The sequence below is a fragment of the Mycobacterium sp. ACS4054 genome (genome assembly GCF_001667275.1).
Taxonomy (GTDB): Bacteria; Actinomycetota; Actinomycetes; order Mycobacteriales; family Mycobacteriaceae; genus Mycobacterium.
Map to the genome: position 1 here is coordinate 13,015 of NZ_LZHV01000064.1, position 24,189 is coordinate 37,203.

Here is a 24,189-nt window from a genome sequence, read left to right on the forward strand (position 1 = left end):
TGCTTGCCTTGCGGCTCGTCTGGGTAATGCTGGGGAACGTCATTCGGATTGGAGCCAGATGAGCGGAAGCGTGCAAACCGGAACCATCACCACCCACGTGCCGGCGCGGCTGGACCGGCTGCCCTGGTCGCGGTTCCACTGGCGCGTCGTCATCGGGCTCGGCGGGGTGTGGATCCTCGACGGGCTCGAGGTGACGATGGTCGGCAACGTGTCCGCTCGCCTCACCGAGAAGGGCAGCGGCATCGACCTGAACGCGGCGCAGATCGGCATGGCGGCCGCGTTCTACATCGCCGGCGCGTGCCTGGGCGCGCTGTTCTTTGGTCACCTGACCGACCGCTTCGGCCGGCGCAATCTGTTCATGTTGACCCTCGCCGTGTATCTGGCCGCCACCGTCGCGACCGCATTCGCTTTCGCCCCTTGGTATTTCTTCGTCGCCCGGTTCTTCACCGGCGCCGGCATCGGCGGCGAGTACGCCGCGATCAATTCGGCGATCGACGAGTTGATCCCGGCGCGCCTGCGCGGCCGCGTCGACCTCATCATCAACGGGACCTACTGGCTCGGGTCGGCGGCGGGGGCCGCCGGCGCCCTCGTCCTGCTCGACACGTCGAACTTCGCGCCCAACATCGGCTGGCGGCTCGCCTTCGGCGTGGGCGCCATCTTCGGCATCTTCGTGCTCCTGGTCCGGCGCAACGTCCCGGAAAGCCCGCGGTGGCTGTTCATCCACGGCCGCGACGAGGAGGCCGAGCGGGTGGTCGGCGAGATCGAGGAGGCGGTGGAGCGCGAAACCGGGGAGCCGCTGCCCGAGCCGCAGGGGCGCAAGCTCAGAATCCGGCAGCGGCAGACGATTTCGTTCCGGGAAATCGCCCGGGTGGCGTTCAAGCTCTACCCGCGGCGCGCGGTGCTCGGGCTGGCGCTGTTCACCGGGCAGGCGTTCCTCTACAACGGCGTGACGTTCAACCTGGGCACGCTGCTGAGCGGGTTCTACGGCGTGCCGTCCGGGAAGGTGCCGCTGTTCTTCATCCTGTGGGCGCTCAGCAACTTCGTCGGGCCGCTGGCGCTGGGCCACCTGTTCGACACCGTCGGCCGCAAGCCGATGATCACGGCCACCTACCTCGGGTCGGCGGTTGTGGCCGTGGTCCTCGCGGTGCTCTTCGTGACCCGGACCGGCGGCGTCTGGACGTTCATCGCCGTCCTCGCGGTCGCGTTCTTCCTGGCCTCGGCGGGCGCGAGCGCCGCCTACCTGACGGTCAGCGAGATCTTCCCGATGGAGACCAGGGCGCTGGCGATCGCGTTCTTCTACGCGGTGGGAACCGCGATCGGCGGCATCACCGGCCCGTTGCTGTTCGGGCAGCTGATCAATTCCGGGGAACGTGGCCTGGTGATGTGGTCGTTTTTGACCGGCGCCGCGGTGATGGCGATCGCGGGCCTGGTCGAGCTGTGGCTCGGGATCGCGGCCGAGCGGCGCCCGCTCGAGGAGCTCGCGCTGCCGCTGACGGTCGACGAGGCCGGGGCCGACGACCGCGGCCCGTCTTCTGTTTGAAACCATCGCGGCGATACTGGTGACGCGGGCGTAACAAATCCGCCATCGAGAGTTCCTAATGTGACACGGTCCCTAGACGGGGGCCCCCTCAGCGATAGGAATTCCATTGAGCGGTAACGCGGTCCGCCTTCAGGCGATCAACAATGTCGAGGCATACATTCCCCCCGCCGTCAGCTTCGTCCCGGGCGAACTGCCGGGGGAGATCTTCGGCTCCAACGTCTTCACCAAGGCCGAGATGCAGGCGCGGCTGCCCAAGGCGGTGTACAAGTCCGTCGTGGCGACCATCGACAAGGGCGCCAAGCTGGACCCCGCGGTGGCCGACGCGGTCGCGGTCGCGATGAAGGATTGGGCGCTGGAGAAGGGCGCCACCCATTACGCGCACGTCTTCTACCCGATGACCGGGCTGACCGCCGAGAAGCACGACAGCTTCTTGGAACCCGTCTCCGACGGCCAGACCCTCGCCGAGTTCGCCGGCAAGACCCTGATCCAGGGTGAGCCCGATGCCTCCAGCTTCCCCTCGGGCGGGCTCCGCAGCACCTTCGAGGCGCGCGGCTACACCGGCTGGGACGTGACCAGCCCCGCCTATGTGCTGGAGAACCCGAACGGCAACACCCTTTGCATCCCAACGGTATTCGTGTCGATGACGGGTGAGGCGCTCGACTACAAGACGCCGCTGCTGCGCAGCCAGCAGGCGATGGGCGTCCACGCCGAACGGATTCTGACGCTGTTCGGCCACAAGGACCTCGACAAGGTGGTGTCCTTCTGCGGGCCGGAACAGGAGTACTTCCTCGTCGACCGGCACTTCTTCCTGGCGCGGCCGGACCTGATCAACGCCGGGCGGACCGTGTTCGGCGCCAAGCCGCCCAAGGGGCAGGAATTCGACGACCACTACTTCGGGTCGGTGCCCGAGCGGGTGCTCGGCTTCATGATGGACACCGAACGGGAGCTGTTCAAACTCGGCATCCCCGCCAAGACCCGGCACAACGAGGTCGCCCCCGGCCAGTTCGAGGTGGCGCCGATGTTCGAGCGCGCCAACATCGCGTCCGACCACCAACAGCTGCTGATGACGGTGTTCAAGACGCTGGCGAAAAAGCACGGCATGGAATGTCTTTTCCACGAGAAGCCGTTCGCCGGCGTCAACGGCTCGGGCAAGCACGTCAACTTCTCGGTGGGCAACGCGGAGCTGGGTTCGCTGCTGGTGCCGGGCGACACCCCACACGAGAATGCCCAATTCCTGGTGTTCTGCGCCGCGGTGATCCGCGCCGTGCACAAGTTCGGCGGGCTGCTTCGCGTCTCGGTCGCGTCCGCCACCAACGACCACCGATTGGGCGCCAACGAGGCTCCGCCGGCGATCATCTCGATCTTCCTCGGCGAGCAGCTCGCCGACGTCTTCGAGCAGATCGCCAAGGGCGCGGCGACCTCGTCAAAGGGCAAGGGCACCATGATCATCGGGGTGGACACCCTGCCGCCGCTGCCGACCGATCCCGGCGACCGGAACCGGACCAGCCCGTTCGCGTTCACCGGCAACCGGTTCGAGTTCCGGGCGCCAGGATCGGGGCAGACGGTCGCCGTGCCGATGATCGTCCTCAACACCATCATGGCCGACTCGTTCGACTACATCGCAACGACTTTGGAGCGGGCGGTCGAAGCAGGCGAGGACTTCGACGCGGCGGTGCAGAAGCTGCTCACCGAGATCATCACCGATCACGGCGCGGTGGTGTTCAACGGGGACGGTTATTCGGAGAACTGGCAGATCGAGGCGGCCGAGCGCGGGTTGCCCAACCTCAAGACGACGCTGGACGCCATTCCGGAACTCATCAAGCCCGAATCCGTCGAAGTCTTCGAGAAATATGGCGTTTTCAACGAACGCGAGCTGCACAGCCGTTACGAGGTCAGGCTGGAGCAGTACGCGCTGACCATCGGGGTCGAGGCGAAGTTGGCCCTGGAGATCGGGACGACGGTCATCCTGCCCGCGGCGCTGCGCTACCAGACCGAGCTGGCCCAGAACGTCGCGACGTTGAAGGCCGCCGGGGTGGAGCCGAACATGACCGCGCTGGAAGCGGTTTCGGCCCCGCTCGCCGACCTCACCACCGCGCTGAGGGCCCTGACCGAGGCGCTGTCGCAGCATTCGGCGGATTCGGCGCTCGAGGAGGCCAAGCACGCCCAGGAGGCGCTGCTGCCGGCGATGGACGCGGTGCGCGCCGCCGCCGACGCGCTGGAAGGCGTTGTGGCCGACGACCTGTGGCCGCTGCCGACCTACCAGGAGATGCTCTACATCCTGTAGGGATCAGCCGTAGGCGTCCCACCACGTGTGCAGGTCCTCGACGCTGGCCGGGTCGCCGGACACGTCGCTGAGCATGAGCTTCTCGTCGTTGGTCCAGATCACGTTCGGGTGATTGTTGTAGGTGCCGCAGGCGATCAGCCCGGCCATGTCGTTGGGCGTCTGGTCGTAGTGCCAGCTGACGGGCGAGCGTCCCTCGCCGGGGCAGTTCACCAGGCTGACGTTCGCGATGTCGTCGTTGAAGGCCTTCTTCAGCCGGTCGGGCGTCGCGAACAGCCCATAGGTGGCCCGGCTGGGGCCGCCGGGCTGGGTGTTCTGCCCGCAGGTCACCATCGCCACCGCGTGCACCCAGATGCTGCCCGACTCGGGGGTGGCGGGCGTGCACGTGCCGGCCAGGTAGCCGGGCGGGAGCAGGCTGATCAGCCGGGCCTGTTGGTCGTTGGGGGCGGCCGATGACGGCGGTGGGGTTTTCGCGACCGTCGCCTTGGCGTGCCGCTGGCCGGAGGGTTTGAGCGCCAGCCAGATCCCGACGGCGCCGACGGCGGCGACGGCCACCACGGCGGCGGCGACGATCGGCCAGCGGTGGCGCCCGCGCGGCTCGGCCTGCTGCCCGAGTCCGGTTGCGGGAGAGACGATTTCACTTTCCCGCAGGATCGTCTCGGCGCGTTCGCGCTCGGGGCTGCTGAGCGCCCTGTGCGCGGCCTCGGCGAGGGCGCCGGCGGTGGGGTAGCGCTCGATCGGATTCTTGGCCATGCCGCCGGCGACCACCGAGTCGAACGCCGGGCTCACGCCGGACCCGTGCTCGCTGGGCTTGGGAATGGGCTGCATCATGTGCGCGCTGATCAGCGTCGCGGTGCTGTCGCCACGGTAGGGCGGCGCGCCGGTCAGGCATTCATACAGCACGCACGCCAGCGCGTAGACGTCGGCGCGGGGGGTTACCTCCTCGCTCGAAAACCGTTCGGGCGCCATGTATTTCATGGTGCCGACCGCGGTTCCCAGTTGGGTGAGTTTCTCGTCGGACGTCGCGCTGGCGATCCCGAAGTCGGCGAGGTAGGCGAAGTCGTCGCCGGTGATCAGGATGTTCTGCGGTTTGACGTCGCGGTGGGTCACGCCGGCGGCGTGCGCGGCGTCGAGGGCCGAGGCGATCTGGTGGATGATGGCCACCGCCCGCGGCGCCGGAAGCGGTCCGTCCCGTTCCAGCAGGCTGGCCAGATCGACGCCCTCGATGAGGCGCATCTCGAGATACAGTTGCCCGTCGATCTCGCCGTAATCGTGGATCGGGACCACGTGGGGCTCGAGCAGCCGGCCCGTGATGCGGGCCTCGCGTTCCATGCGCTTGCGGAACACCGGATCCTGGCTGAAGGTGTGTGACATCAGCTTCAGCGCCACCGTCCACTGCTTGACGGTGTGCTCGGCCTCGTAGACCTCGCCCATCCCGCCGCGGCCGAGCAGCCGCTTGAGGCGGTAGGGGCCGAACATCGTCCCGACCCGCGAGCCCTGCGCGCCGGTCATCGCCTGACTCCCTTCGCGATCAAACTTGTCAGCGGGCCGGGGGCGAGACCTGCGTGACGGTGCCGTCCGGGGCCAACGCGATGGTGCCGGACAGGGCGCCGTCGGAGACGTTGATGCGCAGGTTCAGGCCGCCGTCCTTGCGCGACTCGATCGCCAGGAACACCCGGTTGGCGTCGTAGACGTGCAGCGTCTGGGGCGCCTGCTGCACGACGCCGACGACCGCTTGCACGTCGAACTTGCCGAGGTCGCCGACCGTCAAGCGGGAGGGCACGGAGCTCTTGGATCCCACGCTCGCCCAATTGCCGTCGCGGTACAGCCAGGTCACCAGCTTCTGGGCGTTCGCGGTGTCGGGTCGCTGGACCACCACCTGGTCCTGATAGATGTTCAGTTGGTAGCCCAGCGTGTCGCCGAACTGGGCCCGCATCTGGGCCAGCACCCCGGTCACCCCGCTCAGCGATAACAGCTGCGGCGGCGGGGGTGTCGGGCTGGTGGTCGCGGCCGAGGGGGCGCTCGCCGCCGTGGCGGTGGAGGTGCTCGACGACGCCGTCGGCGCCGAGTCGGTGTCGCGTTGCAGCGCCCAGGTGGTGCCGGCGCCGAGCAGCACGACGGCCACGGCCGCGGCGATCCAGACCCGGCGGTCGATCCGCGATGGCGACGCCGGCGAGACGGCCGGGTGCGCCTGCAGGTCCGTCACCAGCGATTGCAGCTCACGCAGCGTCGTGGCCCGGGTGGCGGCGCTCACTCGTTCGCGGTGCTCTTCGGTGGACAGCTGGCCGTCACCGAGCGCCGCGTCGAGCAGCTGGCACGTCCGGTTGCGGTCGTCGTCGGTCGCCCTGATGTCATCGCTCATCGTCATCCGAGGAGCTTCGTCAGCCAGGTCGGGTCGGAATAGTTCACCGACGCGGTGCCGTCCCACACGAACGGGGTGGAGTTGGCGTTGAGCCCGGACAGCGTCGCGTAACCGGCCGCGGATTTCGCCTTGCCCGAGCCGACGTCGTCTCCGGACTTGATACAGGTCATCACCTCGGCGTCCGCGCCCACGGACTTGGCCAGTTGCGCCAGTTCGCCGTCGGTGCGGTCCTCCGCGGCGTCCTCGGCCGGCTGGAAGTTGCTGGCGAACAAGCCCGAATAGAAGTCGGTGTACAGCTTCGGGTCGTTTTGCGCGGCCACGCAGTACGACGCCGCCACGGCCCGCGTCGAGTAGTTCTTGCTGTGTGACTTGTCGTCGAGAAAGTCGAGCAGGTGGTAGCGCACCGCGAGCTTCTTGTTGTTCACGGCGGTTTCGATGTCCCCCGCGTTCGACCGGATGAAGCTTCCGCACGGCGGGCAGATGGGTTCGTTGAAGATGTCGATCGTCGTCGCGGCCGCCGAGCTGCCGACGAACACGCCGTCGTCGAGGACGCGGAGCGCGACGGCGTCCGCCGGTGGCGGGGGTTTGGTCGGCGTCGTCGTCGGCGGCGACGACGGCTCCCACGGCCGCGCGACGGCGAGGACCACGCCGACGATGGCCACCAGGGCGACGCCGGCGGCGCCGGCCCACAGCCACGGCTTCCTGCTCGGCCGCGGCGGTTGACCCCACGGCGTCCCGGTGGTGGCGGGCCCCCAGGTGGGGGAGCGGCCCCAGCCCGTCGGCTGGGGCACCGGGGGCGTCGGCGCCCACATCGGGCCCGACGACGGGGCGTACGCGGGCGGAGCCTGGGGGACCCCCGAGGGCCGCTGTTCGGCGGGCGCGGCCGGTATCCGTGCGACTTGGCTGCGCTGCAGGATGTCGGTGGCCCGGTCCTGGTCCGGCTCGGCCAGCGCCGCGTACGCCGCCGACGACAGGTCCCCGCAGGTGGCGTAGCGATCCGCGGGGTCCTTGGCCATGCCGCGGGCGATCACCCCGTCGAAGGCCGCGGGGATGGCGGGCCGCGCGGCGCTGGGCTTGGGGATCGCCTGGTGCAGGTGGGCGCCCATCACGCTGATCTGGTCGCCGGTGTAGGGCGGGGACCCGGTCAGGCATTCGTACAAGACGCAGGCCAGCGCGTAGATGTCGGCCCGCTGGGTCACCTCGGAGTCGCTGAACCGCTCCGGGGCCATGTACTTGACCGTGCCCACCGTGGTGCCGATCTGCGTCAGCTTCTCGTCGGCGGTGGCGCTGGCGATCCCGAAGTCGACCAGGTAGGCGAAGTCCTCGCCGCTCACCAGGATGTTCTCCGGCTTCACGTCGCGATGCAGGACCCCGGCGGCGTGGGCGGCGTCCAGCGCCGAGCCGATCTGGCGCACGATCGCCACCGCCCGGGGCGGGGCGAGCGGCCCGTACCGGCTCAGCATCGAGGCCAGGTCTTTGCCGTCGATCAGGCGCATGTCGACGTAGAGCTGGCCGTCGATCTCGCCGAAGTCGTGGATCGGGACGACGTGGGGTTCCTGCAGCCGGCCCGCGGTGCGGGCCTCGCGCTGCATCCGGGAGCGGAAGACCGGGTCGTTGGACAGCGTCTGCGACATCAGCTTGAGCGCGACGGTGCGCTCCCGGACCGTGTCCTCCGCCTCGTAGACGTCGCCCATGCCGCCGCGGCCGATCAGCCGCCGCAGCCGATAGGGCCCGAACTGCGAACCCTCCCGCGTATCCGCGGTCGTGTCACCCATCCCGACTCCTCAGTCACCGACCGTGCGCAGGCATAAGGCTAAGGTTTCGCCGGCCGGAGGGCACGACGAATAGCGAAAGCCAGCTGGTTGGGCAACCGATTAATCGTCGTCACCGGTGGTGCGTTCGCGCAGCCCCTCGCGTGACAGCGCCCGGACGAATCCGAACGCCTGCATCCCGGCGGGGCCGGGGTTTTCGGTGATCCAGTCGTTGATCCTGCCCAGCGCGTTCGCCAGATCGTCGCGCTTGACGCGGATGAGATAGGTCATTCTGTCGTCGTCCGGATCGTCGAGGGATTCGGCGACGGCGACGGGATTCTTGAAGGCGTACGCGATCCCGTGCACGGCGTCGTGGTTCAGCGCCCATTGAACTTCGCTGGGCCGCAGCCGGTTCACCGCCAGATTGCGGTAGTCGTGGTCGTCTTTTGCGCTGGTCACCTGGCCGATATTCCTCCTCTGTGTGGCTCGAGAAAGTGGACGGCGATGAACTGAAGATGATGCCGCGCAGGCGATTCGATACGCGCACGCAACCGGGCATTTCCATCATAGGAAGCGGTGTGGTCGGCTGCATGTCGAGCGGAATTCAGCGGCGATATTTCAAGAACACGTAGTCGTCGCAAGCCAGCGCGTGCTCGAGGCGCATCGCCACCGGCGCGGGCAGCGCCGACGGGGTGGGCCGGTGGCCCGCGGGCTGGCTCGCGGCGAGTTTGGGGGCCAGCGTCACGCAGATCTCGGCGACGGCGTCGGCTTCCACCAGCTCGTCCAGCACGGTCGGACCGCCCTCGCACAGGATGCGGTGCATGCCCTGTTCGCGCAGCAGGGCGACGGCGCGCGCCACGTCGACGGAGTCCTCACCGGCCACCAGGAGCCGCCGGCCGGCGTCGTCGCGCGCGGCCGCGGCGCGCGCGCAGGTGACCACGATCGGGGGCTGCTCGGGGCGGCTGAACAGCCTCTCGGGGAGCCGGCCGCTGCGGCTGATCACCGCGATCGGGGGCGGCACGGTTCGTTCCGAGTCGGTGAGCCGCACCGGGCCGTAGTTCTCGGCGCGCGCGGTGCCCGCGCCCACCAGGACGACGTCGGCGAAGCCGCGCAGGATCCTCAGCAGCTGTTGGTCGGTGGGGCACGACAGCGGGCCGGCCCGGCCGGCGAACGCGGCGGCGCCGTCGGCGCTGAAGATCATGTTGGCCCGCACGCCCCGTGGCGGATCGGCGTAGAACGACGCGAGTTCGGTGATGTCGGCGACGGTGCCCACCCGGGGGATCACCGCTACGCCTCGTGGCCGGCTTCGAAGTCCCGGACGTCGCCAAACGACACCCAGCTTTCCAGTTCGCGCGGCGGGCTGCCGTCGACGGGCGCGAGCAGATGTCCGACATGGTCGCCCAGCGTGAAACGCTCGAGGATCTCGCCGGCGAACCAGGCGGCCGCGTCGTCGAGGATGGGCAGCTCCGCCGGGCCGCTGTGCCACGAGCAGCGGTCGAACTTGTCGGTCGTGTCGCCGGTCTGGGTGCCGAACAGCTCCACGGTGTCCAGGTGGTCGTGGTCGAAGACATGCACCGCGAGGTGGGTCGCCTTGCTAGCGACGCGGAAGGTGTGGTTCTTCTTCGACAGCCCGACCAGGAACCGGGGCGGGTGAATGCTGGTCTGGCTGGCGAATCCGACCAGGCAGCCCGCCGCGACGCCGTCGGCCCGCGTGGTCACGACGAACATCGGATAGTTGAGCAGGGCGACCAGCTTTTCGAAGGCGTCTTCTCCCGGTTCGGGCATCCGCTCAGTCTTCCCCTTTCGCCCGCCCGGGAATCCGGCGGTGCCCTCAGGCTTGGCAGCAGGGTTCGTCGGTGGTTTCTCCGAACGTGTCGGAGTCCGCGATCACGGTGTAGACCTCCCAGCGCTCGCCGCCGGGGCCCGTCACCCACGTCTTGTCCTGGTTGGCGTAGCAGCAGGTGGTGTCGAGCTCCTCCTCGGTGACCAGGCCACCCTCGGCCAGGCGGGCGATTTCGGCGTGCACCGTGTCACTGGAGGCGACCTCCACGCCCAGGTGGTTGAGGCTGCCGCCGTGCCCGGGGTTCTCCAGGAGCACCAGCTTGAGCGGGGGTTCGGCGATCGCGAAGTTGGCGTAGCCGGGCTTGACCTTGGCCGGTTCGGTGCCGAACAGCTTCGAGTAGAAGGCGATCGCCTCGTCGAGGTCGTCGACGTTGAGGGCGAGTTGCACACGAGACATGGGGTGTCCTTCCTTCGGTGCGGCTAGGAGGTTGTGGTGGGTAGGAGTTCGGCGATCAGCGCCTCGACGCGCTGGACGATGTCGTCGCGGATCGCACGCACGGTGGCCAGCGGCTGGCCGGCGGGGTCGGGCACTTTCCAGTCGCGGTAGGACACTCCCGGAAAGTAAGGGCAGGTGTCACCGCAGCCCATGGTGATCACGACGTCGCTGATCTCAACGTCCGCACCGCTGAGGACTTGCGGCTTGGCCGCAGTGATGTCGATGCCCCGCTCGGCCATGGCTGCGACGGCAACGGGGTTGACCTCGTCGGCCGGCTGGGTTCCCGCGGAACGGACGTCGATGCGTCCTTCGGACAGCCGACTCAGCAGGGCGGCGGCCATTTGCGAGCGTCCGGCGTTGTGCACGCAGACGAACAGGACGCTGGGTCTACCGGTCATCGGCGAAAACCCGTGAACGCAGTGCGAGCGAAACGTACACCAGGCCGACCAGCACCGGCACCTCGATCAACGGGCCGACAACCCCGGCCAGGGCCTGCCCTGACGTGACACCGTAAGTCGCGACGGCCACCGCGATGGCGAGCTCGAAATTGTTGCCGGCGGCGGTGAACGCGAGGGTGGCGGTGCGGGCGTAGCCGAGGCGCAGCGCGTGTCCCAGTGCGTAGCCGCCCGCCCACATGATCGCGAAGTAGGCCAGCAGCGGAACCGCGATGCGGGCCACGTCCCACGGTCGGGAAGTGATCTGATGACCTTGCAGCGCAAAGAGAATCACGATGGTGAACAACAAGCCGTACAGAGCCCACGGCCCGATGCGGGGGAGGAACCGCGTCTCGTACCACTGGCGGCCACGGAACCGTTCGCCCAGCCGGCGCGACGAGTACCCGGCCAGCAGCGGCACCCCGAGAAATATGAGCACCGCCTTGGCGATCTGCCACGGGGAGACGTCGATCCCGGTTCGGGGCAGGTGCAGCCACCCGGGCAGCACCGACAGGTAGAACCAGCCCAGCGCGGCGAACATGACCACCTGGAACAGCGAATTCAACGCGACCAGCACGGCCGCGGCCTCACGATCCCCGCAGGCCAGGTCGTTCCAGATGATGACCATCGCGATGCAGCGCGCCAACCCGACGATGATCAGGCCCGTGCGGTATTCGGGCAGGTCTGGCAGCAGCAACCAGGCCAACGCGAACATCACCGCCGGCCCGACCACCCAGTTGAGCAACACGGACGAGACCATCAGCTTGCGGTCGCCGGTGACTTCGTCGAGCCGGTCGTAGCGAACCTTGGCCAGCACCGGATACATCATGACCAGCAGGCCGACCGCGATCGGCAACGAAACACCTTGAACGGCAACCGCACCCAGTGCCGAACCCAGCCCTGGAACGATCCGTCCCAGCAACAGGCCGGCGGCCATCGCCGCGCCGATCCAGACCGGCAGGAACCGGTCCATGATGGGGAGGCGGGTCGCCGCCGCTGTCGGGGCCGGCGTCGGGGTATTCGTCATTGGCTCAAGACCGACGAAAGCTGTTGCAGCGCTGCGGGAATCACCCAGTAATACACCCAGGTGCCGCGGCGTTCGCAGTCGATCAGCCCCGCCGAGCGCAGCAGCTTGAGGTGATGGGAGATCGTCGGCTGCGACAGGTCGAAGGTGGCCGAGATTTCGCAGACGCACGCCTCGCCGCCTGGGTGGCCGGCAATCAGGCTCAACAACCGCAGGCGCACCGGGTCGCCCAGCGCCTTGAACATCGCCGCCAGCTCGACCGCCTGGGACTCGGCCATCGTCCCCAGCGCCGGACAGCACGCCCGTTGATTCGACATCCTTCTATATAAACACTTATCGAATCAATGCGCCACCCCTGCGCGGCCCCGTCGAATCGCGTAGGCGGCGACGCCGATGGCGAGCACAGCCAGGCCGGACACCACCGACGACAGCGGCATCGCAAACGCGAGGACCACGCAGCCGACCAATCCGGTGATCGGAATCGCGCGGTGCGGGCGGCCCTCGCCGCTTCCCAGGGTGAACGCGGAGGCGTTGGCCACGGCGTAGTAGATGAGCACGGCGAACGAGGAGAACCCGATGGCGTCGCGCAGGTCGGCGGTGGCGGCCAGGATCGCCACCACCAGGCCGATCAGCAGCTCCGCGCGGTGGGGGACGCCGAACCGCGGGTGCACGGCGGTCAGCGCGTGGGGCAGGTGGCGGTCACGGGCCATCGCCAGCGTGGTGCGCGAGACGCCCAGGATCAGCGCCAGCAGCGAGCCGAGCGCGGCGACGGCCGCACCCACCTGCACGACGGGCACGAGCCAGCCCGCGCCGGCCACCCGCACGGTGTCGACCAGCGGCGCCGCCGCCCGGCCGAGGCGCTGCGGCCCCAGCACCGCGAGCGCGGCCACCGCCACCAGGGCGTAGACGGCCAGCGCGATGGCGAGCGCGACGGGTATCGCGCGCGGGATGGTGCGCGCCGGGTCGCGCACCTCCTCGCCCAGGGTGGCGATGCGCGCGTAGCCGGCGAAGGCGAAGAACAACAGCCCCGCGGCCTGGATGACCCCGCCGACGGTGGCGCCCGACGGGCGGAGGTGGTCGGTGACCGCCGTCCCCGAGGCGAACGCGGCGACGACCACCGCGGCCAGCACGGCCAGCACGAGGGCGACGATGACACGGGTGAGCCACGCCGACTTCTGCACGCCGGCGTAGTTGACGCCGGTGAGCGCGACCACGGCGGTCCCGGCCACCGGGTGCGCGTGCGCCGGCCACGCGTAGGCGCCGATGGTCAGGGCCATCGTGGCGCACGAGGCGGTCTTGCCGACGACGAAACCCCACCCCGCCAGGTACCCCCAGAAGGCGCCCAGCCGCTCGCGGCCGTACACGTAGGTGCCGCCGGAGGCGGGGTAGCGGGCGGCCAGCCGCGCGGACGAGGTGGCGTTGCAGTAGGCCACCAGCGCGGCCACCGCCAGTCCCAGCAGCAGTCCGGAGCCCGCGGCGCGCGCCGCCGGGCCGAGCGCGGCGAAGATCCCGGCGCCGATCATCGAGCCCAGCCCGATCGTCACCGCGTCGAACAGGCCCAGGCTTCGGCGGAGCTCGCCGGTGTCGCTGTCGGACAATCGTTCTCCTCACGCGCGCGCAGACGCCAACCTAGCAGAAGGGATCTGAGGTATTCTCGGCTACGACGGCGGCAGCCCGCCGCTGGCGCCACCCACCCGAATCCCGCTGATTGGCAAGCGAATTGGACTGCCGCATCGACTTCCCGTCACCGGTCCTGGACGCTTGCCCCCGGACGCGGTGACGATGTCACCGGATCGACGGGAGTTCCTCAAATGGGCCGCGCTGGCCGCGGGCGCGAGCGCCGGGGCCTTGGCCGGCTGCGCACGGCCCGGCGACAAGGCCGACTACACGCTGCGGATCGCCACCGGCGCAGTCGAATTGGCACCCGGCCACGTCGTGTCGACCCTGACCTACAACGGCCAATTCCCCGGCCCGCTGCTGCGGTTCACCGAGGGCCGGCGGACGGTCGTCGATGTCTTCAACGACACGGGCTCCCCCGAGCAGCTGCATTGGCACGGTCAACAGGTGGGCGTCGACGTCGACGGTTCCGCCGAGGAGGGCACGCCCTACATCCCCGCGCACGGCATGCGACGGATATCCTTCGTCCCCGGGCCTGCGGGGTTCCGCTTCTACCACACCCACGTGGTGCCGCGCGCCGACCTGTCGCGCGGCCAGTACAGCGGCCTGGTCGGCCCGGTCTACATCGAGCCCCGCCACAACACCGGCGGCTACGACCAGGAGATCTTCCTGACGCTCAAGGAATTCGAGCCCTCGCTGAGCCGCGGCGGCGACATGGCGAGCGATTTCCTGGCCGGCGCCCCGGACCCGGATCTGCGAGCGCGGGGCGAATCGTCGATGGCGGCCTCCCTGGCCCGGGGCGACCCGCGTGGCTTCGAAGTGGGCTACGCGGCGTTCGCCGTCAACGGCCGCGCGCTCGGCCACGGCGATCCCATCCGGGTGCGCACCGGCCAGCTGGTGCTGCTGCACGTGCTCAACGGCAGCGCCACCGAGACCCGCAGCCTGGCGCTGCCCGGGCACGCCTTCAACGTGATTGCGCTGGACGGCAACCCGGTGCCCAACCCGGCGCCCGTGCCGGTGCTGTGGCTCGGCGCCGGGGAACGCGTCTCCGCGTTGGTGCGCATGACGAATCCGGGGGTGTGGGTGCTGGGCGACCTCTCCGACGACGACCGGGGCCGGGGCATGGGGGTGGTGGTCGAATACGCCGGGCGCGGCGGGGACCCGCAGTGGACCGCGCCGCCGCCGTTCGCGTGGGACTACCGGCTGTTCGCGCGCCCCGCGGCCGTCCCGCCGCCCGACCACACCATCGAGCTGCTGATCGAGAAGCGCAACGCGGCCGACGACGGTTTCAACGCGTGGACGATCAACGGCACGGCGTTCGCCATGGACGCCAACCAGCCCGTGCTCGATGTTCGCCGGGGCGGGCGCTACCGGCTGCGCTTCCGCAATGCCAGCGACGATCTGCACCCGATGCACCTGCACCGGCACACGTTCGAAATCACCGGCTTCGCCGGCACGCCCACCGCCGGGGTGCGCAAGGACGTCGCGATGCTGGGCGGCTATCAGAGCATGGACGTCGACTTCGTCGCCGACCAGCCCGGCCTGTCGCTGCTGCACTGCCACCAGCAGATCCACATGGACTACGGCCTCATGTTGCTGCTCAACAGCGCCTGATCGCCGGAACTATCCGAGCGGATTGTTCTGCCGCACACCGCGATACATGCCCCACCGGACGATCCACGGCATCACCACCCGCTCGACCGACCACAACGGGAACCGGAACGCGTGGCCGGTCGGCATGAAGACCTCCAGCCCGTCGGGCTGGATGCCCACCAACGACCCCCACCGCCGCGTCGGCGCCCGGTAGGTCCCCAGCTTCCCGCCGGTGAGCTCGGCGCGGACATTGCGGGCCACCAGCGCGTCCCCGCGATTGCGGGCCGAGCTGCGCAGCGGGTCGGTTGCCGCGACGTCGCCCACTGCGAAGACGCCGCGCTGCCCGGGCACCCGCAGCTCCGGCGTGACCCGGACGAAGCCGCGCTCGTCGAGCAGCTCCGGCGGCAGCCAATCGGTGTTGGGCCGCACCCGCCCGATCGCCCAGAGCACGGCGCCGGCGACCGCCGTGGGCTGGCCGGTGCTCCAGCGCACCGGCTCGCCGGTGATCTCGTCGCCCGGGAACCCGTCGGGCAGGACCGCGCGGTGGCCCGGGTGAATGCCGACACCGAGGCCGGCGAGCCGTGCCCGGATCCGTCCCCAGATCCGCGGGTGGTAAGCCTGAAGCGCCGACTGCCCGGGGAAGTACAGGTCGATCCGCTTGCCCGGCCAGGTGGTGGCCATGTTGAGCGCGCTGCTGACCGCGGCCGCGCCGCCGCCCACCACGATGACCGAGTCGGCGGCGGCCAGCCGGTCATGGGCGGCCCGCAGCTGCGCGCCCACCTCGGCGGCCGACTGCAGCGTCGGCCGGCGCCAGAAGCCGTTGCTGACCCCGGTCGAGATGATCAGCGCGTCGTACTCCTCGGCGAGGGCGGCGCCGTCGGCGCCGGTGCCCAGGACGGTACGACCGGCCAGGTCCAGCCCGGTCAGCTGCGCCTGCACCGTCCGCACCCCGTCCAAGCGGCGGAACCTGTCGAACGGAATCCAGTAGTCGCGGGCCCAGTCGTGCGGGCGGGAGAGCCGAACGCCGAGCTCCTGACCGCTGACCAGCGCGGGCTTGGCGGAAATGCCGACGACGTCGGCGTGGGGCGACAACCGGATCGCGGCCAGGACACCAGCGTCTCCAAGCCCGGCAATGACGACGCGCTTGCGGTTCATGTCGCTATCCTGCCTGGCATGAAGTTCGGGCCTGCCGAGTGACCATCGACATCGCCGATCCGCACCGGCCGATGCACCCGCGCGCGCGTGCCGCGTTGCGCGCCGCGGTGCGCGCGTCGGCGCCCCGCCCCGCCGCGGCCCGCCGGGCCGCCAAGGACTTCGAAAAGCCGGGCGTGGCGGCGGTGCTCGCCGAGATCCGGTGGGCGTTCACCTCGCCGCGCACCTGGTTGATGGGCGTGGTCGCCAACGTGATCTTCGCCGCCGTGTGGCTGCTGGTGCAGCCGCTGACCGTCGGGCGCCACCACACCGACTGGGTGATCCTGATCGGCACGTACTTCTCGTCTTGGGTGCTGGCCGACGTCACCACCACCAATCTGTTCGGCGCCGACCACTACCGCGTCCTGGCCGGCCTGTCCGACGGCGTGCCGTTCTGGCGGATCCTGGTGATCAAAAACCTTGCCCTGCTTGCGATCGTCGGGCTGCCCACCCTGGTGGCGGCGATGGTGTTGACGCTGTGCCTGGAAACGCCGGGGCGGCTCGGGATCACGATCCCCACCGTTGCGGTGCCGATCGTGTCCTGGTTGGGGCTGGGCAACCTCATCTCCGCGCTGCACCCGGTGGGCGTCGAGCCGCTGACGCGGCGCTGGCGCCAGCGCGCCGACCGGCGCCGCACCGGCGGCTGGATCGCCGCCCTGACCCTGCCCTATGCGGTCTACTACGTCGCCGACCCGATGAACGGGGTGGAGCACCAGGTGCTTTGGACCAAGGTGCCGGCGTTGATCTGGCCGGTGTTCGGCCGCGACACCAAGAGCTTCGTTCACCTGGGGATCGCCGTGGCCGTCTGGGTCCTCGGCACGGCCGTCGCGGTGTTGTGGGTTCGCAGGCGCGGCTTGGCGATTCGATGACCGGTCACGGCACCGCGGGCTTGATCTCCTCGATCACCCACTGCGCGTAGTCGAGGTACTCGTCGACGCCGCCGACGGCGGGAATCGGTACGGCGCTCATCGTCACGCCCTGTTCGGCGAGCCAGCCCAACCGGTCGACGATCGCCTGCGCGCTCATGCCGGGCCGGGCGTTCGGGTCGTCGCGGGCGACGTGTCCTTCGCCGACCCGGTTGGTGCTCAGCCCGTGCATCACCTCGAACGGCCGGCCGTCGTAGGAGGGCTGGGACTTGATGTAGTCGAGTTTTTCGGCGATCCGCTCGGGCGGCGTGAGGAACGGCCACCAGCCCGACGCGAACCGGGCCGCCCGGCGCAGCGCCGCGTCGGCGTCGCCGCCGATCCAGATCGGAAGGTGTGGCCGCTGAACGGGTTTCGGTTCGAACGCGATGCCGTCGAACGACACGTAGCGGCCGTCGAAGCGCGGCGCCTCGCTGGTCCACAGTTCGATGATGGCCGCCAGGTACTCGTCGGCGATGCGGCCCCGTTCGCCGAAGGGAACGCCGAGAAGCTCGAATTCCCTTGCCAGCCAGCCCACCCCGAAGGTGACCATCATCCGGCCCCCGCTCATCCAGTCGGCGGTGGCCAGCGCCTTGGCCAGGCCGATCGGCTGGTGCAGCGGGAGGATGGTGACGCACGAGTTGACGGCGACCCGCTCGGTCGCCCCGGCGATGTAGGCCTGGGCCGCCGTCGAGTGCAGGTAGTGCGGCCCGGACAGCTCGACGTGCTCGGCGGGGATGACGAAATGCTCGGGGACGGCGATCATGTCGTAGCCCCAGCGGTCGGCGCATTTGACCATCCGGGTCTGGTCGGGCCCGGTGACCGCGGCCTCCCAGGGCTGCGTCATCGCGGGCAGGCGCACCATGTGCGGCAGGGGGAAGGCGAACTTCATCTTTCAGTGCTCCTCCAAGCCATCACCGCATCCCGCCCAGCGGTCCGCGTCAAACCGGTCCTCGTCCGGGGTTGTTAACCTTGCGCCGTGGACTCCGAACCGGACCCTACCGGCGAAAACAAGTCGAAGGCGGCGCTTGCCGCCACGAGTTGGGCACTGCTGGGCATGATGTCCTACGAGGAGGAGGTCTCCGGCTACGACCTGAAAAAGTGGATCGACTGGAGCGTCGATCTGTACTACTGGAGTCCGTCGTACAGCCAGATCTACACCGAGCTGAAGAAGCTCGAGGGGCTGGGCCTGGTGACCTCACGCGTCGAGCACGACGAGGGCACGCGCAGTCGCCGGCTCTACAGGATCACCCCCGCCGGGATGGCCGCCGTCACCGACTGGACCAACAACGCCCCGGTGGACCCCCCGGTGCTCAAGCACAGCGTCCTGCTGCGGGTGACGTTCGGTCACCTGAGCAACCCGGCCCGGCTCAAGGAGCTGCTGGCCGAACACGTCGCCTACGCCGAAGCCAGGCACCGCAAAGCGGTCGAGGACGCCGACGGCGCCGAGGCCCAACCCGCGTGGGCGTATTCGGTGATCGCGCTGCGCTGGGCGGCCAAGTACTACGCGGCGGAGCGCGAATTCGCGCTCGAACTGATGAAGGACATCGACGAGGCGGACGCCGTTCTGAAGAAGGCGGCCAAGGGTGGTTTCGGGCAGCCGCGCCCGATGCCCGGCTACTGGCGTGAGGTCGAGAAGCAGGTCGAGGCCAAACGCAAAGCGGACTGATCCTGGTGGCGGCGACCCGTCCCCCGCAAGCGGGAGGTACCCCCGTCGCCCGGCCTCGCCGCCCTCGCGATCGCCGCTAGCCCGATGGCGGCGACCCGCTTCGCCCGGCTTCGCCGCCCTCGCGATCGCCGCTAGCCCGCCGCCGCATCGCGGGCCGCGACGAAGCCGTACACCAGGCCCTGCGCGATCGTCGCCCCCGCGCCCGGGTACGTCGTGCCGAACGCGTTGGCGGCGGTGTTGCCGATCGCGTACAGGCCGGCGATCACGCTGCCGTCCTCGCGGAGCACCCGTGCGTGCTCGTCGGCCTTCAGTCCGCCGCACGTGCCGAGGTCGCTGAGCACCATCTGCACGGCGTAGAACGGGCCCCTGACCAACGGGCGCAGATTGGGATTCGGCTTGATCGTGGGGTCGCCGTAGTAGCGGTCGTAGGCGCTGCGCCCCCGGCCGAAGTCGGGATCCTCACCCGCAGCGGCGTTTTCGTTGAAGCGAGTCATCGTCGCGCGGAATTCGGGCGCCGGAACGTTCATCCGGGCGCCGAGCTCGCCGAGGTTGTCCGCCCGCACCGCGATGCCCGCGTCGTACCAGGCTTGCGGGATGCGCATGCGCGGGAACAGTTCGGCGCCAAAGACATAGCTGTTGCGGTACTGCTGGTCGAACACGATCCACATCGCGTCCACGGGGCCGCCCGACCGCTCCAGCTCGAGCAACCGCTGGCCGAACGACATGTAATCCGCGGACTCGTTCGCGAAGCGTCGGCCGCTCTGGTCGACGATGAGACTTCCCGGCAGTGAACGTTCGGCCAGCATCACCGCCGGCGCCCTGCCCGGCAGGGGCGCGATGGCGGGAAACCACCAGGCTTGATCCATCAACGCGATGTCGGCGCCGAATTCCTGCCCCGCACGAATGCCGTCGCCCGTGTTGGATTGGGCACCCAGGCTCAGGTTGGCGCCCAGCGACTCGGACTGAAACTTCCACCTCATGTCCATGCTGTGGTCGAAACCGCCGGTTGCCAGCACCACTCCGCGCCGGGCATTGATCCTCACCTCGCGCCCGTCATGGTCGACGACCGCGCCCGTCACGCGCTTGCCGTCGCCTTCCAGGCGCACGAGCGGGCAGCCGGTCCACACCGGGATACCGGCGCGCAGCACCCCCGCGAACAGCCCGGCCATCAGACCCTGGCCGCCCGCGGCGTAGCGCCGACCGATCAGCCTGCCGCCGAGGCCCTGCGCCACCCGCTTGCCGAACGTCGGAATGCCCTTGCGCGGCACCCGGGCCACGAGGTTCATCCACCGGTAGTCGGCGCCCGTGGTGGGTATCGAGACGCCGGCCTCGAGCACGCCGGGCCGCAACCGGGTGCGGTACCGGCCGAGTATCGATGTGTCGAAGGGGTGGCATTCGCACGTCCGGCCCGCCGCGCTGCCACCCGGTTCCTCGGGGTGGTAGTCGGAGTAGTCACGGGCCCAAAACAGCCGCAACGGGGTGGTTCGGCGCAGCATGTCGACCGTCGCGGGCACGTGAGCCAGGAATTCCGCCGATCGCTGCGGCGGGGCCGAACCCGCGACCACCGAGTCCAAGTACGCGGCGGCGCGCTCGGGGGAGTCCCCGGCGCCCGCTTCTCGCAGCACGGGGCTGGCGGGTAGCCACAACGCGCCGCCCGACCGGGCTGTCGACCCACCCACGTGCGACGACTTCTCCACGATCAGCACCGACAGCCCGAGTTCGCGGGCGGCCAATGCCGCGGCCATGCCGGTCCCGGACCCGACCACCAGCAGGTCGACCGTCGTATCGGCCACGGAAAGCCCGGCGGGGATCGTCGCGCTCTGGGGGTTCACGCGCAAAACCGTATGCCGACGCCGCCCGGCAGCGGAAGAGCCGTCCTGATCAGTGGGAACAAGCGGCCCCGCGAACGGGCGGACGGGAGTTTAATCGTCCCCATGACGACGCAGTCCGAGGTCGACGAAGTTCGGCAGATCGAAGCACAGGCCGTGCCGACGCGGTACGCCCGCGGCTGGCACTGCCTGGGTTTGATCCGGGATTTCGGCGATGGCAAGCCGCACGCGATCAACGCCTTCGGACAAAAGCTCGTCGTCTTCCGCGGCGCGAACGGCGCCATCAACGTCCTTGACGCCTTCTGCCGGCACATGGGCGGTGATCTTTCGCAGGGCGAAGTCAAGGGGGACGAGATCGCCTGCCCGTTCCACGACTGGCGCTGGGGCGGGGACGGGCGGTGCAAGCAGGTGCCCTACAGCCGGCGCACGCCAAAGCTGGCGCGCACCGGGGCGTGGACCACGCTGCAGCAGGACGGGATGTTGTTCGTGTGGAACGACCCGGAGCGCAAACCGCCGCCGCCGGAGGTCACGATCCCGCGCATCGAGGGTGCCACCAGCGACGAGTGGACGGACTGGCATTGGTACACCACGGTCGTGCAGAGCAATTGTCGCGAGATCATCGACAACGTGGTGGACATGGCCCACTTTTTCTACATCCACGGCTCGTTACCCACGTACTTCAAGAACATCTTCGAGGGGCATGTGGCCACGCAGTACATGAACGGGGGGAGTCGTCCCGACATCGGTAGCCCCGAGGGGACCACGATGCTGGGCACCACGTCGGTGGCGTCCTACTACGGGCCGTCCTTCATGATCGACGACCTGACCTACCACTACACCGACGGCGACGCCAAGACGATCCTGATCAACTGCCATTATCCGATCGACTCGAATTCCTTTGTGCTGCAATATGGAATCATCGTCAAGAAGTCGGGCAACCTACCTGGCGATGAGGCGCTGAAGACCGCGGTCAGCCTGGGCGACTTCGTCAAGATCGGGTTCGAACAGGACGTCCAGATCTGGCGCCACAAGGCGCGCATCGACAACCCGCTTCTCGTCGAGGAGGACGGCCCGGTCTACCAGTTACGCCGCTGGTACCAGCAGTTCTACGTCGACGCCGCCGACGTCCAGCCGGATATGGTGGACCGCTTCGAGTTCGAGCTCGACACCACCAGGCCCTATGAGGCGTGGATGAAAGAGGTCGAGGCCAACATGGCCGCGCAGGGCGCCGGCTAGTGTGATGTCGCTCGATTCGTCTGCGCGGCAGGACAATCGCCTCGACGAGATGCCGATGCGCCCCGTGGGGTGTCGCAGGTGCGGGGCGCAGGTGCTTGCTCGCAAAAGCAGCTGGAATCAGACCAGTGTGCAGTGGAACGCCGACGCGACGGCCCGGTGCGTCGAGCGTGCGGACGCCGTCCGGATCGCCGGCGATCACCGCGTGGTTTTCCTGGCCTGCTCGGCACTGCGGGAATCGATCGAGTGCGCCGTCGCGGCCGGAGAGCTGGCGATCGTCGACGGAACTGCTTGACCTTATTCCGCCAAACGTCGAATTATTGTGCCGTTGAGGGCCTTTTCACCCAAACAAATCGACGCTCGGCGGCGGGGTGATCCCATCATGCGAGCTGGAAGGCACTGATGGGTGCCTCTTCGGGGTAGACGGCGGGGCCGCCCAGGTCGTAGCCGGCGTTGAGCGCGCTGATGAACGCCGGGTCGTGCAGTGGTTCGCTGGGGATGTCGAGCTTGATGCCCCTGCCCTTGAGGTCGTCGACCATGATGTCGATGGCCTTCTCGATGGTCAGGTCGTGCGAGCCCTCCATGTTCTTCTTCAGCTCGTCGTGGTCGGTGAAGACCTCGGCGGACCAGTGCACCAGGAACCGCAGTTGGTCGGTGTGGTGGCGGGCGATCACCTCGTCGCCGTTCTTGAGCAACCACTGATCCGGGTCGTCGGGGTCGCCGGAAAAGACGGTGTCGAAGGACAATCCGGCCGGAATTTGTTGCTCGAGTGGTCCGTTCGCTTCGCCGCGATGCACCATCATTTCGTTCTGCACCACCACGCCGCGGTTGTTGATCGGCGGCAGAACGCGTTTGGGGGCCTTGAGCGGACCGTCGGGCCAGTAGGTGAATCCGCTCCCGGGGTCGAGCGAGAACCAAGTGATCACCTGCGCCATTTTGACCAGGTAGTCGCCGAACAGGCCGGACTTGCCCATCACGCTGGTGAGCCACGTCGGCGCGTTCTCGTGACGCACGCCGCGAAAGCTCGGCGAGTCGAGGTGCCCGGGATCGCGGTTGGCGCAGGGCCCGTTGATGTTGAAGAGCATCAGCTGGGGTTTGGCGTACTGGGCGTTCCAGTAGCTTTTGGCCATCTCGAGGAACCGCGCGTTGTAGAAGCAGTCGTGCAGTTCCGGGTAGAGCACCGCGCCGTAGTTGGCGAGGTAGCCGCGGAAGGTCGGGGTCAGGAACAGGTCGAGCGATGGGGTGAAGCCTTCTGGGAAAAGGCCGCTCATGGTGGCGATCAGCTCATCGGGGGAGGCGAAGTGTTGCGCGATGATCAACCGCCACGGCCCCTCGGTGCGTACCACGTCGAGCAGGCGTTCGCGTTGGCCGTCGGTATAGACGTTGTCGACCTCGCGGGGCGGCGCGGCGGGCCGCAACACGTCGGAAAGCTCCATCCGCCGGTCGTCGCTGAGCATCAGCTGTCTCCTTTTGCAGTGCGTGCCCTGATTGTGGGCGGGGCGATTCCGATGCGGGGGGCCATGGCCCGGTCACCGGGACGTCAGGCCCGGACCGGATGGCCGAACTTGGCCCGCAGGAGCGCGCCGATCTCGGCGATGGCCAGCCGGCCCCGCGCCGTGGCGTCGGAACGCATCAGGAATCCGTGGCACATCCCGGGATAACGGGTCAGGGTGGTCTGCACGCCGGCGTCGCGCAGCCGTGTCGCATACCGCTCACCCCAATCCCGAATCGGGTCGCACTCCGCGGTGACGACGATCGCCGGGGGGAGGCCGGCAAGCTCGGATGCGTAGGCGGGAACCAGGTACGGGTCGGTGGGCGGGCCCGCGTCCCCGTCGACCAGACAGTGCATGTAGTCGATGTCGTCGCGGCTGAGCATCGGGGCGTCCGCCAGGGCGGTGACGGACGGGGCCGTCATGTCGCGATCCAAACCCGGATACAGCAGCACCTGCGCGCCGATTGGCGGACCGCCACGGTCGCGCGCGGCGAGCGCAACACCGGCCGCGAGTGCGCCACCCGCGCTGTCGCCGATCACCCCGAGCCGTTCGGGGTCGACCCCCAGATGGCGAGCATTCCGTGACACCCATTCCGTCGCGGCGTACGCATCGTCGAACTGCGCGGGCGGAGGCCACTCCGGGGCCAGGCGGTAGCCGACCGCGACGACGGTGGCCGCCGACGCCGCGGCCAGCTCACGGGCCAGCGGCTCGAACGAGTCATTCGAACCCATCACCAACCCGCCGCCGTGCAAATACACCAGCACGGGTCCACCGCTTCCGGCATCGGGGCGATAGACCCGTGCCGGGATGTCACCCGCCGGACCGGGAATGGCTGCTTGGGTGACGGCGGCCATCGCGGCCATCGAGTCGGGCGGTGGCGCGGATTCGAGCGCGGCGCGCACGGCCGCGAGCCCGCGCTGGCGCATCGGTGGAATGTCACCGAACGAGGCGACGCGGGCGGCGGCGTCGGGGTCCAGCCGGCAGGTTCCCAT

General features: G+C 69.2%; 20 protein-coding genes and 2 pseudogenes. 7 read left to right on the forward strand and 15 right to left on the reverse strand.

The features are described from left to right. Positions 1–58: 58 nt before the first annotated feature. Both A5730_RS20870 and A5730_RS20875 read left to right on the forward strand, forming a co-directional pair. Positions 59–1,540 carry an MFS transporter gene (locus A5730_RS20870; protein WP_067904713.1) on the forward strand — a complete coding sequence of 494 codons (1,482 nt, stop codon included), beginning with the start codon at positions 59–61 and terminating at the stop codon, positions 1,538–1,540. 106 nt (positions 1,541–1,646) lie between these two features. Then, the gene (locus A5730_RS20875; protein WP_067904716.1) at positions 1,647–3,824 is read left to right on the forward strand and encodes a glutamine synthetase III; all 2,178 of its coding nucleotides are present in this window, start codon (positions 1,647–1,649) and stop codon (positions 3,822–3,824) included. 3 nt (positions 3,825–3,827) lie between these two features. On the opposite strand, the gene A5730_RS25455 is transcribed toward A5730_RS20875, so the two are convergent. From A5730_RS25455 to A5730_RS20930, 10 genes and pseudogenes are all read right to left on the reverse strand, one after another. Next, positions 3,828–5,333, reverse strand: a complete 1,506-nt coding sequence (locus A5730_RS25455; protein ID WP_067904718.1) for a serine/threonine-protein kinase — start codon at positions 5,331–5,333, stop codon at positions 3,828–3,830. Positions 5,334–5,361: 28 nt separating this feature from the next. Further along, positions 5,362–6,189, reverse strand: a complete 828-nt coding sequence (locus tag A5730_RS20885) for a DUF1707 domain-containing protein (RefSeq protein ID WP_067904721.1) — start codon at positions 6,187–6,189, stop codon at positions 5,362–5,364. Next, positions 6,186–7,958, reverse strand: a complete 1,773-nt coding sequence (locus A5730_RS20890) for a serine/threonine protein kinase PknE (RefSeq protein ID WP_067904724.1) — start codon at positions 7,956–7,958, stop codon at positions 6,186–6,188. The genes A5730_RS20885 and A5730_RS20890 overlap by 4 nt, the downstream gene beginning before the upstream one ends. A gap of 99 nt (positions 7,959–8,057) precedes the next feature. Beyond that, positions 8,058–8,351 (reverse strand): hypothetical protein, encoded by a 294-nt coding sequence (locus A5730_RS20895; protein WP_369829907.1) that lies wholly within the window; start codon positions 8,349–8,351, stop codon positions 8,058–8,060. Positions 8,352–8,538: 187 nt separating this feature from the next. Next, positions 8,539–9,219: a pyrimidine reductase family protein gene (locus tag A5730_RS20900; protein ID WP_067904730.1), complete on the reverse strand. Its 681-nt coding sequence runs from the start codon at positions 9,217–9,219 to the stop codon at positions 8,539–8,541. 2 nt (positions 9,220–9,221) lie between these two features. Next, complete coding sequence (locus A5730_RS20905) at positions 9,222–9,719, reverse strand: flavin reductase family protein (RefSeq protein ID WP_067904733.1); 498 nt, start codon at positions 9,717–9,719, stop codon at positions 9,222–9,224. A 46-nt stretch (positions 9,720–9,765) separates the two neighbouring features. Further along, positions 9,766–10,173 (reverse strand): ArsI/CadI family heavy metal resistance metalloenzyme, encoded by a 408-nt coding sequence (locus tag A5730_RS20910; protein ID WP_067904736.1) that lies wholly within the window; start codon positions 10,171–10,173, stop codon positions 9,766–9,768. 23 nt (positions 10,174–10,196) lie between these two features. Next, a pseudogene (arsB, locus tag A5730_RS20920) lies at positions 10,197–11,673 on the reverse strand (ACR3 family arsenite efflux transporter). Beyond that, the gene (locus A5730_RS20925; RefSeq protein WP_067904745.1) at positions 11,670–11,987 is read right to left on the reverse strand and encodes a helix-turn-helix transcriptional regulator; all 318 of its coding nucleotides are present in this window, start codon (positions 11,985–11,987) and stop codon (positions 11,670–11,672) included. The pseudogene arsB and the gene A5730_RS20925 overlap by 4 nt, the downstream one beginning before the upstream one ends. Positions 11,988–12,011: 24 nt before the next feature. Next, on the reverse strand, positions 12,012–13,268 hold the full coding sequence (locus A5730_RS20930; RefSeq protein WP_067904748.1) for an APC family permease: 1,257 nt from the start codon (positions 13,266–13,268) through the stop codon (positions 12,012–12,014). A 184-nt stretch (positions 13,269–13,452) separates the two neighbouring features. Here A5730_RS20930 and A5730_RS20935 point away from each other — a divergent pair, with 184 nt between their 5' ends. Beyond that, complete coding sequence (locus tag A5730_RS20935) at positions 13,453–14,901, forward strand: multicopper oxidase family protein (RefSeq protein ID WP_369829904.1); 1,449 nt, start codon at positions 13,453–13,455, stop codon at positions 14,899–14,901. A gap of 9 nt (positions 14,902–14,910) precedes the next feature. On the opposite strand, the gene A5730_RS20940 is transcribed toward A5730_RS20935, so the two are convergent. After that, a complete protein-coding gene (locus A5730_RS20940; RefSeq protein WP_067904752.1) occupies positions 14,911–16,035 on the reverse strand; it encodes an FAD-dependent oxidoreductase in 1,125 nt (374 codons plus the stop codon). Positions 16,036–16,106: 71 nt separating this feature from the next. Between A5730_RS20940 and A5730_RS20945 the strand changes: the two genes are divergently transcribed. Further along, positions 16,107–16,940 (forward strand): hypothetical protein, encoded by an 834-nt coding sequence (locus A5730_RS20945; RefSeq protein WP_231994748.1) that lies wholly within the window; start codon positions 16,107–16,109, stop codon positions 16,938–16,940. A 4-nt stretch (positions 16,941–16,944) separates the two neighbouring features. Here A5730_RS20945 and A5730_RS20950 read toward each other — a convergent pair whose 3' ends face one another. Beyond that, the gene (locus A5730_RS20950) at positions 16,945–17,865 is read right to left on the reverse strand and encodes a TIGR03619 family F420-dependent LLM class oxidoreductase (protein ID WP_067904755.1); all 921 of its coding nucleotides are present in this window, start codon (positions 17,863–17,865) and stop codon (positions 16,945–16,947) included. An 87-nt stretch (positions 17,866–17,952) separates the two neighbouring features. On the opposite strand from A5730_RS20950, the gene A5730_RS20955 reads away from it, so the two are divergent. After that, on the forward strand, positions 17,953–18,642 hold the full coding sequence (locus A5730_RS20955) for a PadR family transcriptional regulator (RefSeq protein ID WP_067904758.1): 690 nt from the start codon (positions 17,953–17,955) through the stop codon (positions 18,640–18,642). 131 nt (positions 18,643–18,773) lie between these two features. On the opposite strand, the gene A5730_RS20960 is transcribed toward A5730_RS20955, so the two are convergent. Then, positions 18,774–20,474 carry a 3-ketosteroid-delta-1-dehydrogenase gene (locus A5730_RS20960; protein ID WP_156745879.1) on the reverse strand — a complete coding sequence of 567 codons (1,701 nt, stop codon included), beginning with the start codon at positions 20,472–20,474 and terminating at the stop codon, positions 18,774–18,776. A gap of 102 nt (positions 20,475–20,576) precedes the next feature. On the opposite strand from A5730_RS20960, the gene A5730_RS20965 reads away from it, so the two are divergent. Together A5730_RS20965 and A5730_RS20970 are read left to right on the forward strand one after the other, a co-directional pair. Further along, a complete protein-coding gene (locus tag A5730_RS20965; protein WP_067904761.1) occupies positions 20,577–21,707 on the forward strand; it encodes a Rieske 2Fe-2S domain-containing protein in 1,131 nt (376 codons plus the stop codon). A gap of 4 nt (positions 21,708–21,711) precedes the next feature. After that, positions 21,712–21,999 (forward strand): ferredoxin, encoded by a 288-nt coding sequence (locus tag A5730_RS20970; RefSeq protein WP_067904922.1) that lies wholly within the window; start codon positions 21,712–21,714, stop codon positions 21,997–21,999. A gap of 85 nt (positions 22,000–22,084) precedes the next feature. Here the strand turns inward: A5730_RS20970 and A5730_RS20975 are convergent, their stop codons facing one another. Both A5730_RS20975 and A5730_RS20980 read right to left on the reverse strand, forming a co-directional pair. Continuing rightward, on the reverse strand, positions 22,085–23,161 hold the full coding sequence (locus A5730_RS20975) for a hypothetical protein (RefSeq protein WP_067904764.1): 1,077 nt from the start codon (positions 23,159–23,161) through the stop codon (positions 22,085–22,087). A gap of 67 nt (positions 23,162–23,228) precedes the next feature. Then, a pseudogene (locus A5730_RS20980) lies at positions 23,229–24,189 on the reverse strand (alpha/beta hydrolase); the annotation flags it as partial.

Bases quoted from the DNA above. Each gene is read 5' to 3' on its own strand.
- A5730_RS25455 (WP_067904718.1), bottom strand. From the start codon at position 5,333: ATGACCGGCGCGCAGGGCTCGCGGGTCGGGACGATGTTCGGCCCCTAC.
- A5730_RS20965 (WP_067904761.1), top strand. From the start codon at position 20,577: ATGACGACGCAGTCCGAGGTCGACGAAGTTCGGCAGATCGAAGCACAG.
- A5730_RS20935 (WP_369829904.1), top strand. From the start codon at position 13,453: ATGTCACCGGATCGACGGGAGTTCCTCAAATGGGCCGCGCTGGCCGCG.
- A5730_RS20940 (WP_067904752.1), bottom strand. From the start codon at position 16,035: ATGAACCGCAAGCGCGTCGTCATTGCCGGGCTTGGAGACGCTGGTGTC.
- A5730_RS20975 (WP_067904764.1), bottom strand. From the start codon at position 23,161: ATGCTCAGCGACGACCGGCGGATGGAGCTTTCCGACGTGTTGCGGCCC.
- A5730_RS20870 (WP_067904713.1), top strand. From the start codon at position 59: ATGAGCGGAAGCGTGCAAACCGGAACCATCACCACCCACGTGCCGGCG.
- A5730_RS20890 (WP_067904724.1), bottom strand. From the start codon at position 7,958: ATGGGTGACACGACCGCGGATACGCGGGAGGGTTCGCAGTTCGGGCCC.
- A5730_RS20950 (WP_067904755.1), bottom strand. From the start codon at position 17,865: ATGAAGTTCGCCTTCCCCCTGCCGCACATGGTGCGCCTGCCCGCGATG.
- A5730_RS20925 (WP_067904745.1), bottom strand. From the start codon at position 11,987: ATGTCGAATCAACGGGCGTGCTGTCCGGCGCTGGGGACGATGGCCGAG.
- A5730_RS20910 (WP_067904736.1), bottom strand. From the start codon at position 10,173: ATGTCTCGTGTGCAACTCGCCCTCAACGTCGACGACCTCGACGAGGCG.
- A5730_RS20905 (WP_067904733.1), bottom strand. From the start codon at position 9,719: ATGCCCGAACCGGGAGAAGACGCCTTCGAAAAGCTGGTCGCCCTGCTC.
- A5730_RS20945 (WP_231994748.1), top strand. From the start codon at position 16,107: ATGCACCCGCGCGCGCGTGCCGCGTTGCGCGCCGCGGTGCGCGCGTCG.
- A5730_RS20970 (WP_067904922.1), top strand. From the start codon at position 21,712: ATGTCGCTCGATTCGTCTGCGCGGCAGGACAATCGCCTCGACGAGATG.
- A5730_RS20885 (WP_067904721.1), bottom strand. From the start codon at position 6,189: ATGACGATGAGCGATGACATCAGGGCGACCGACGACGACCGCAACCGG.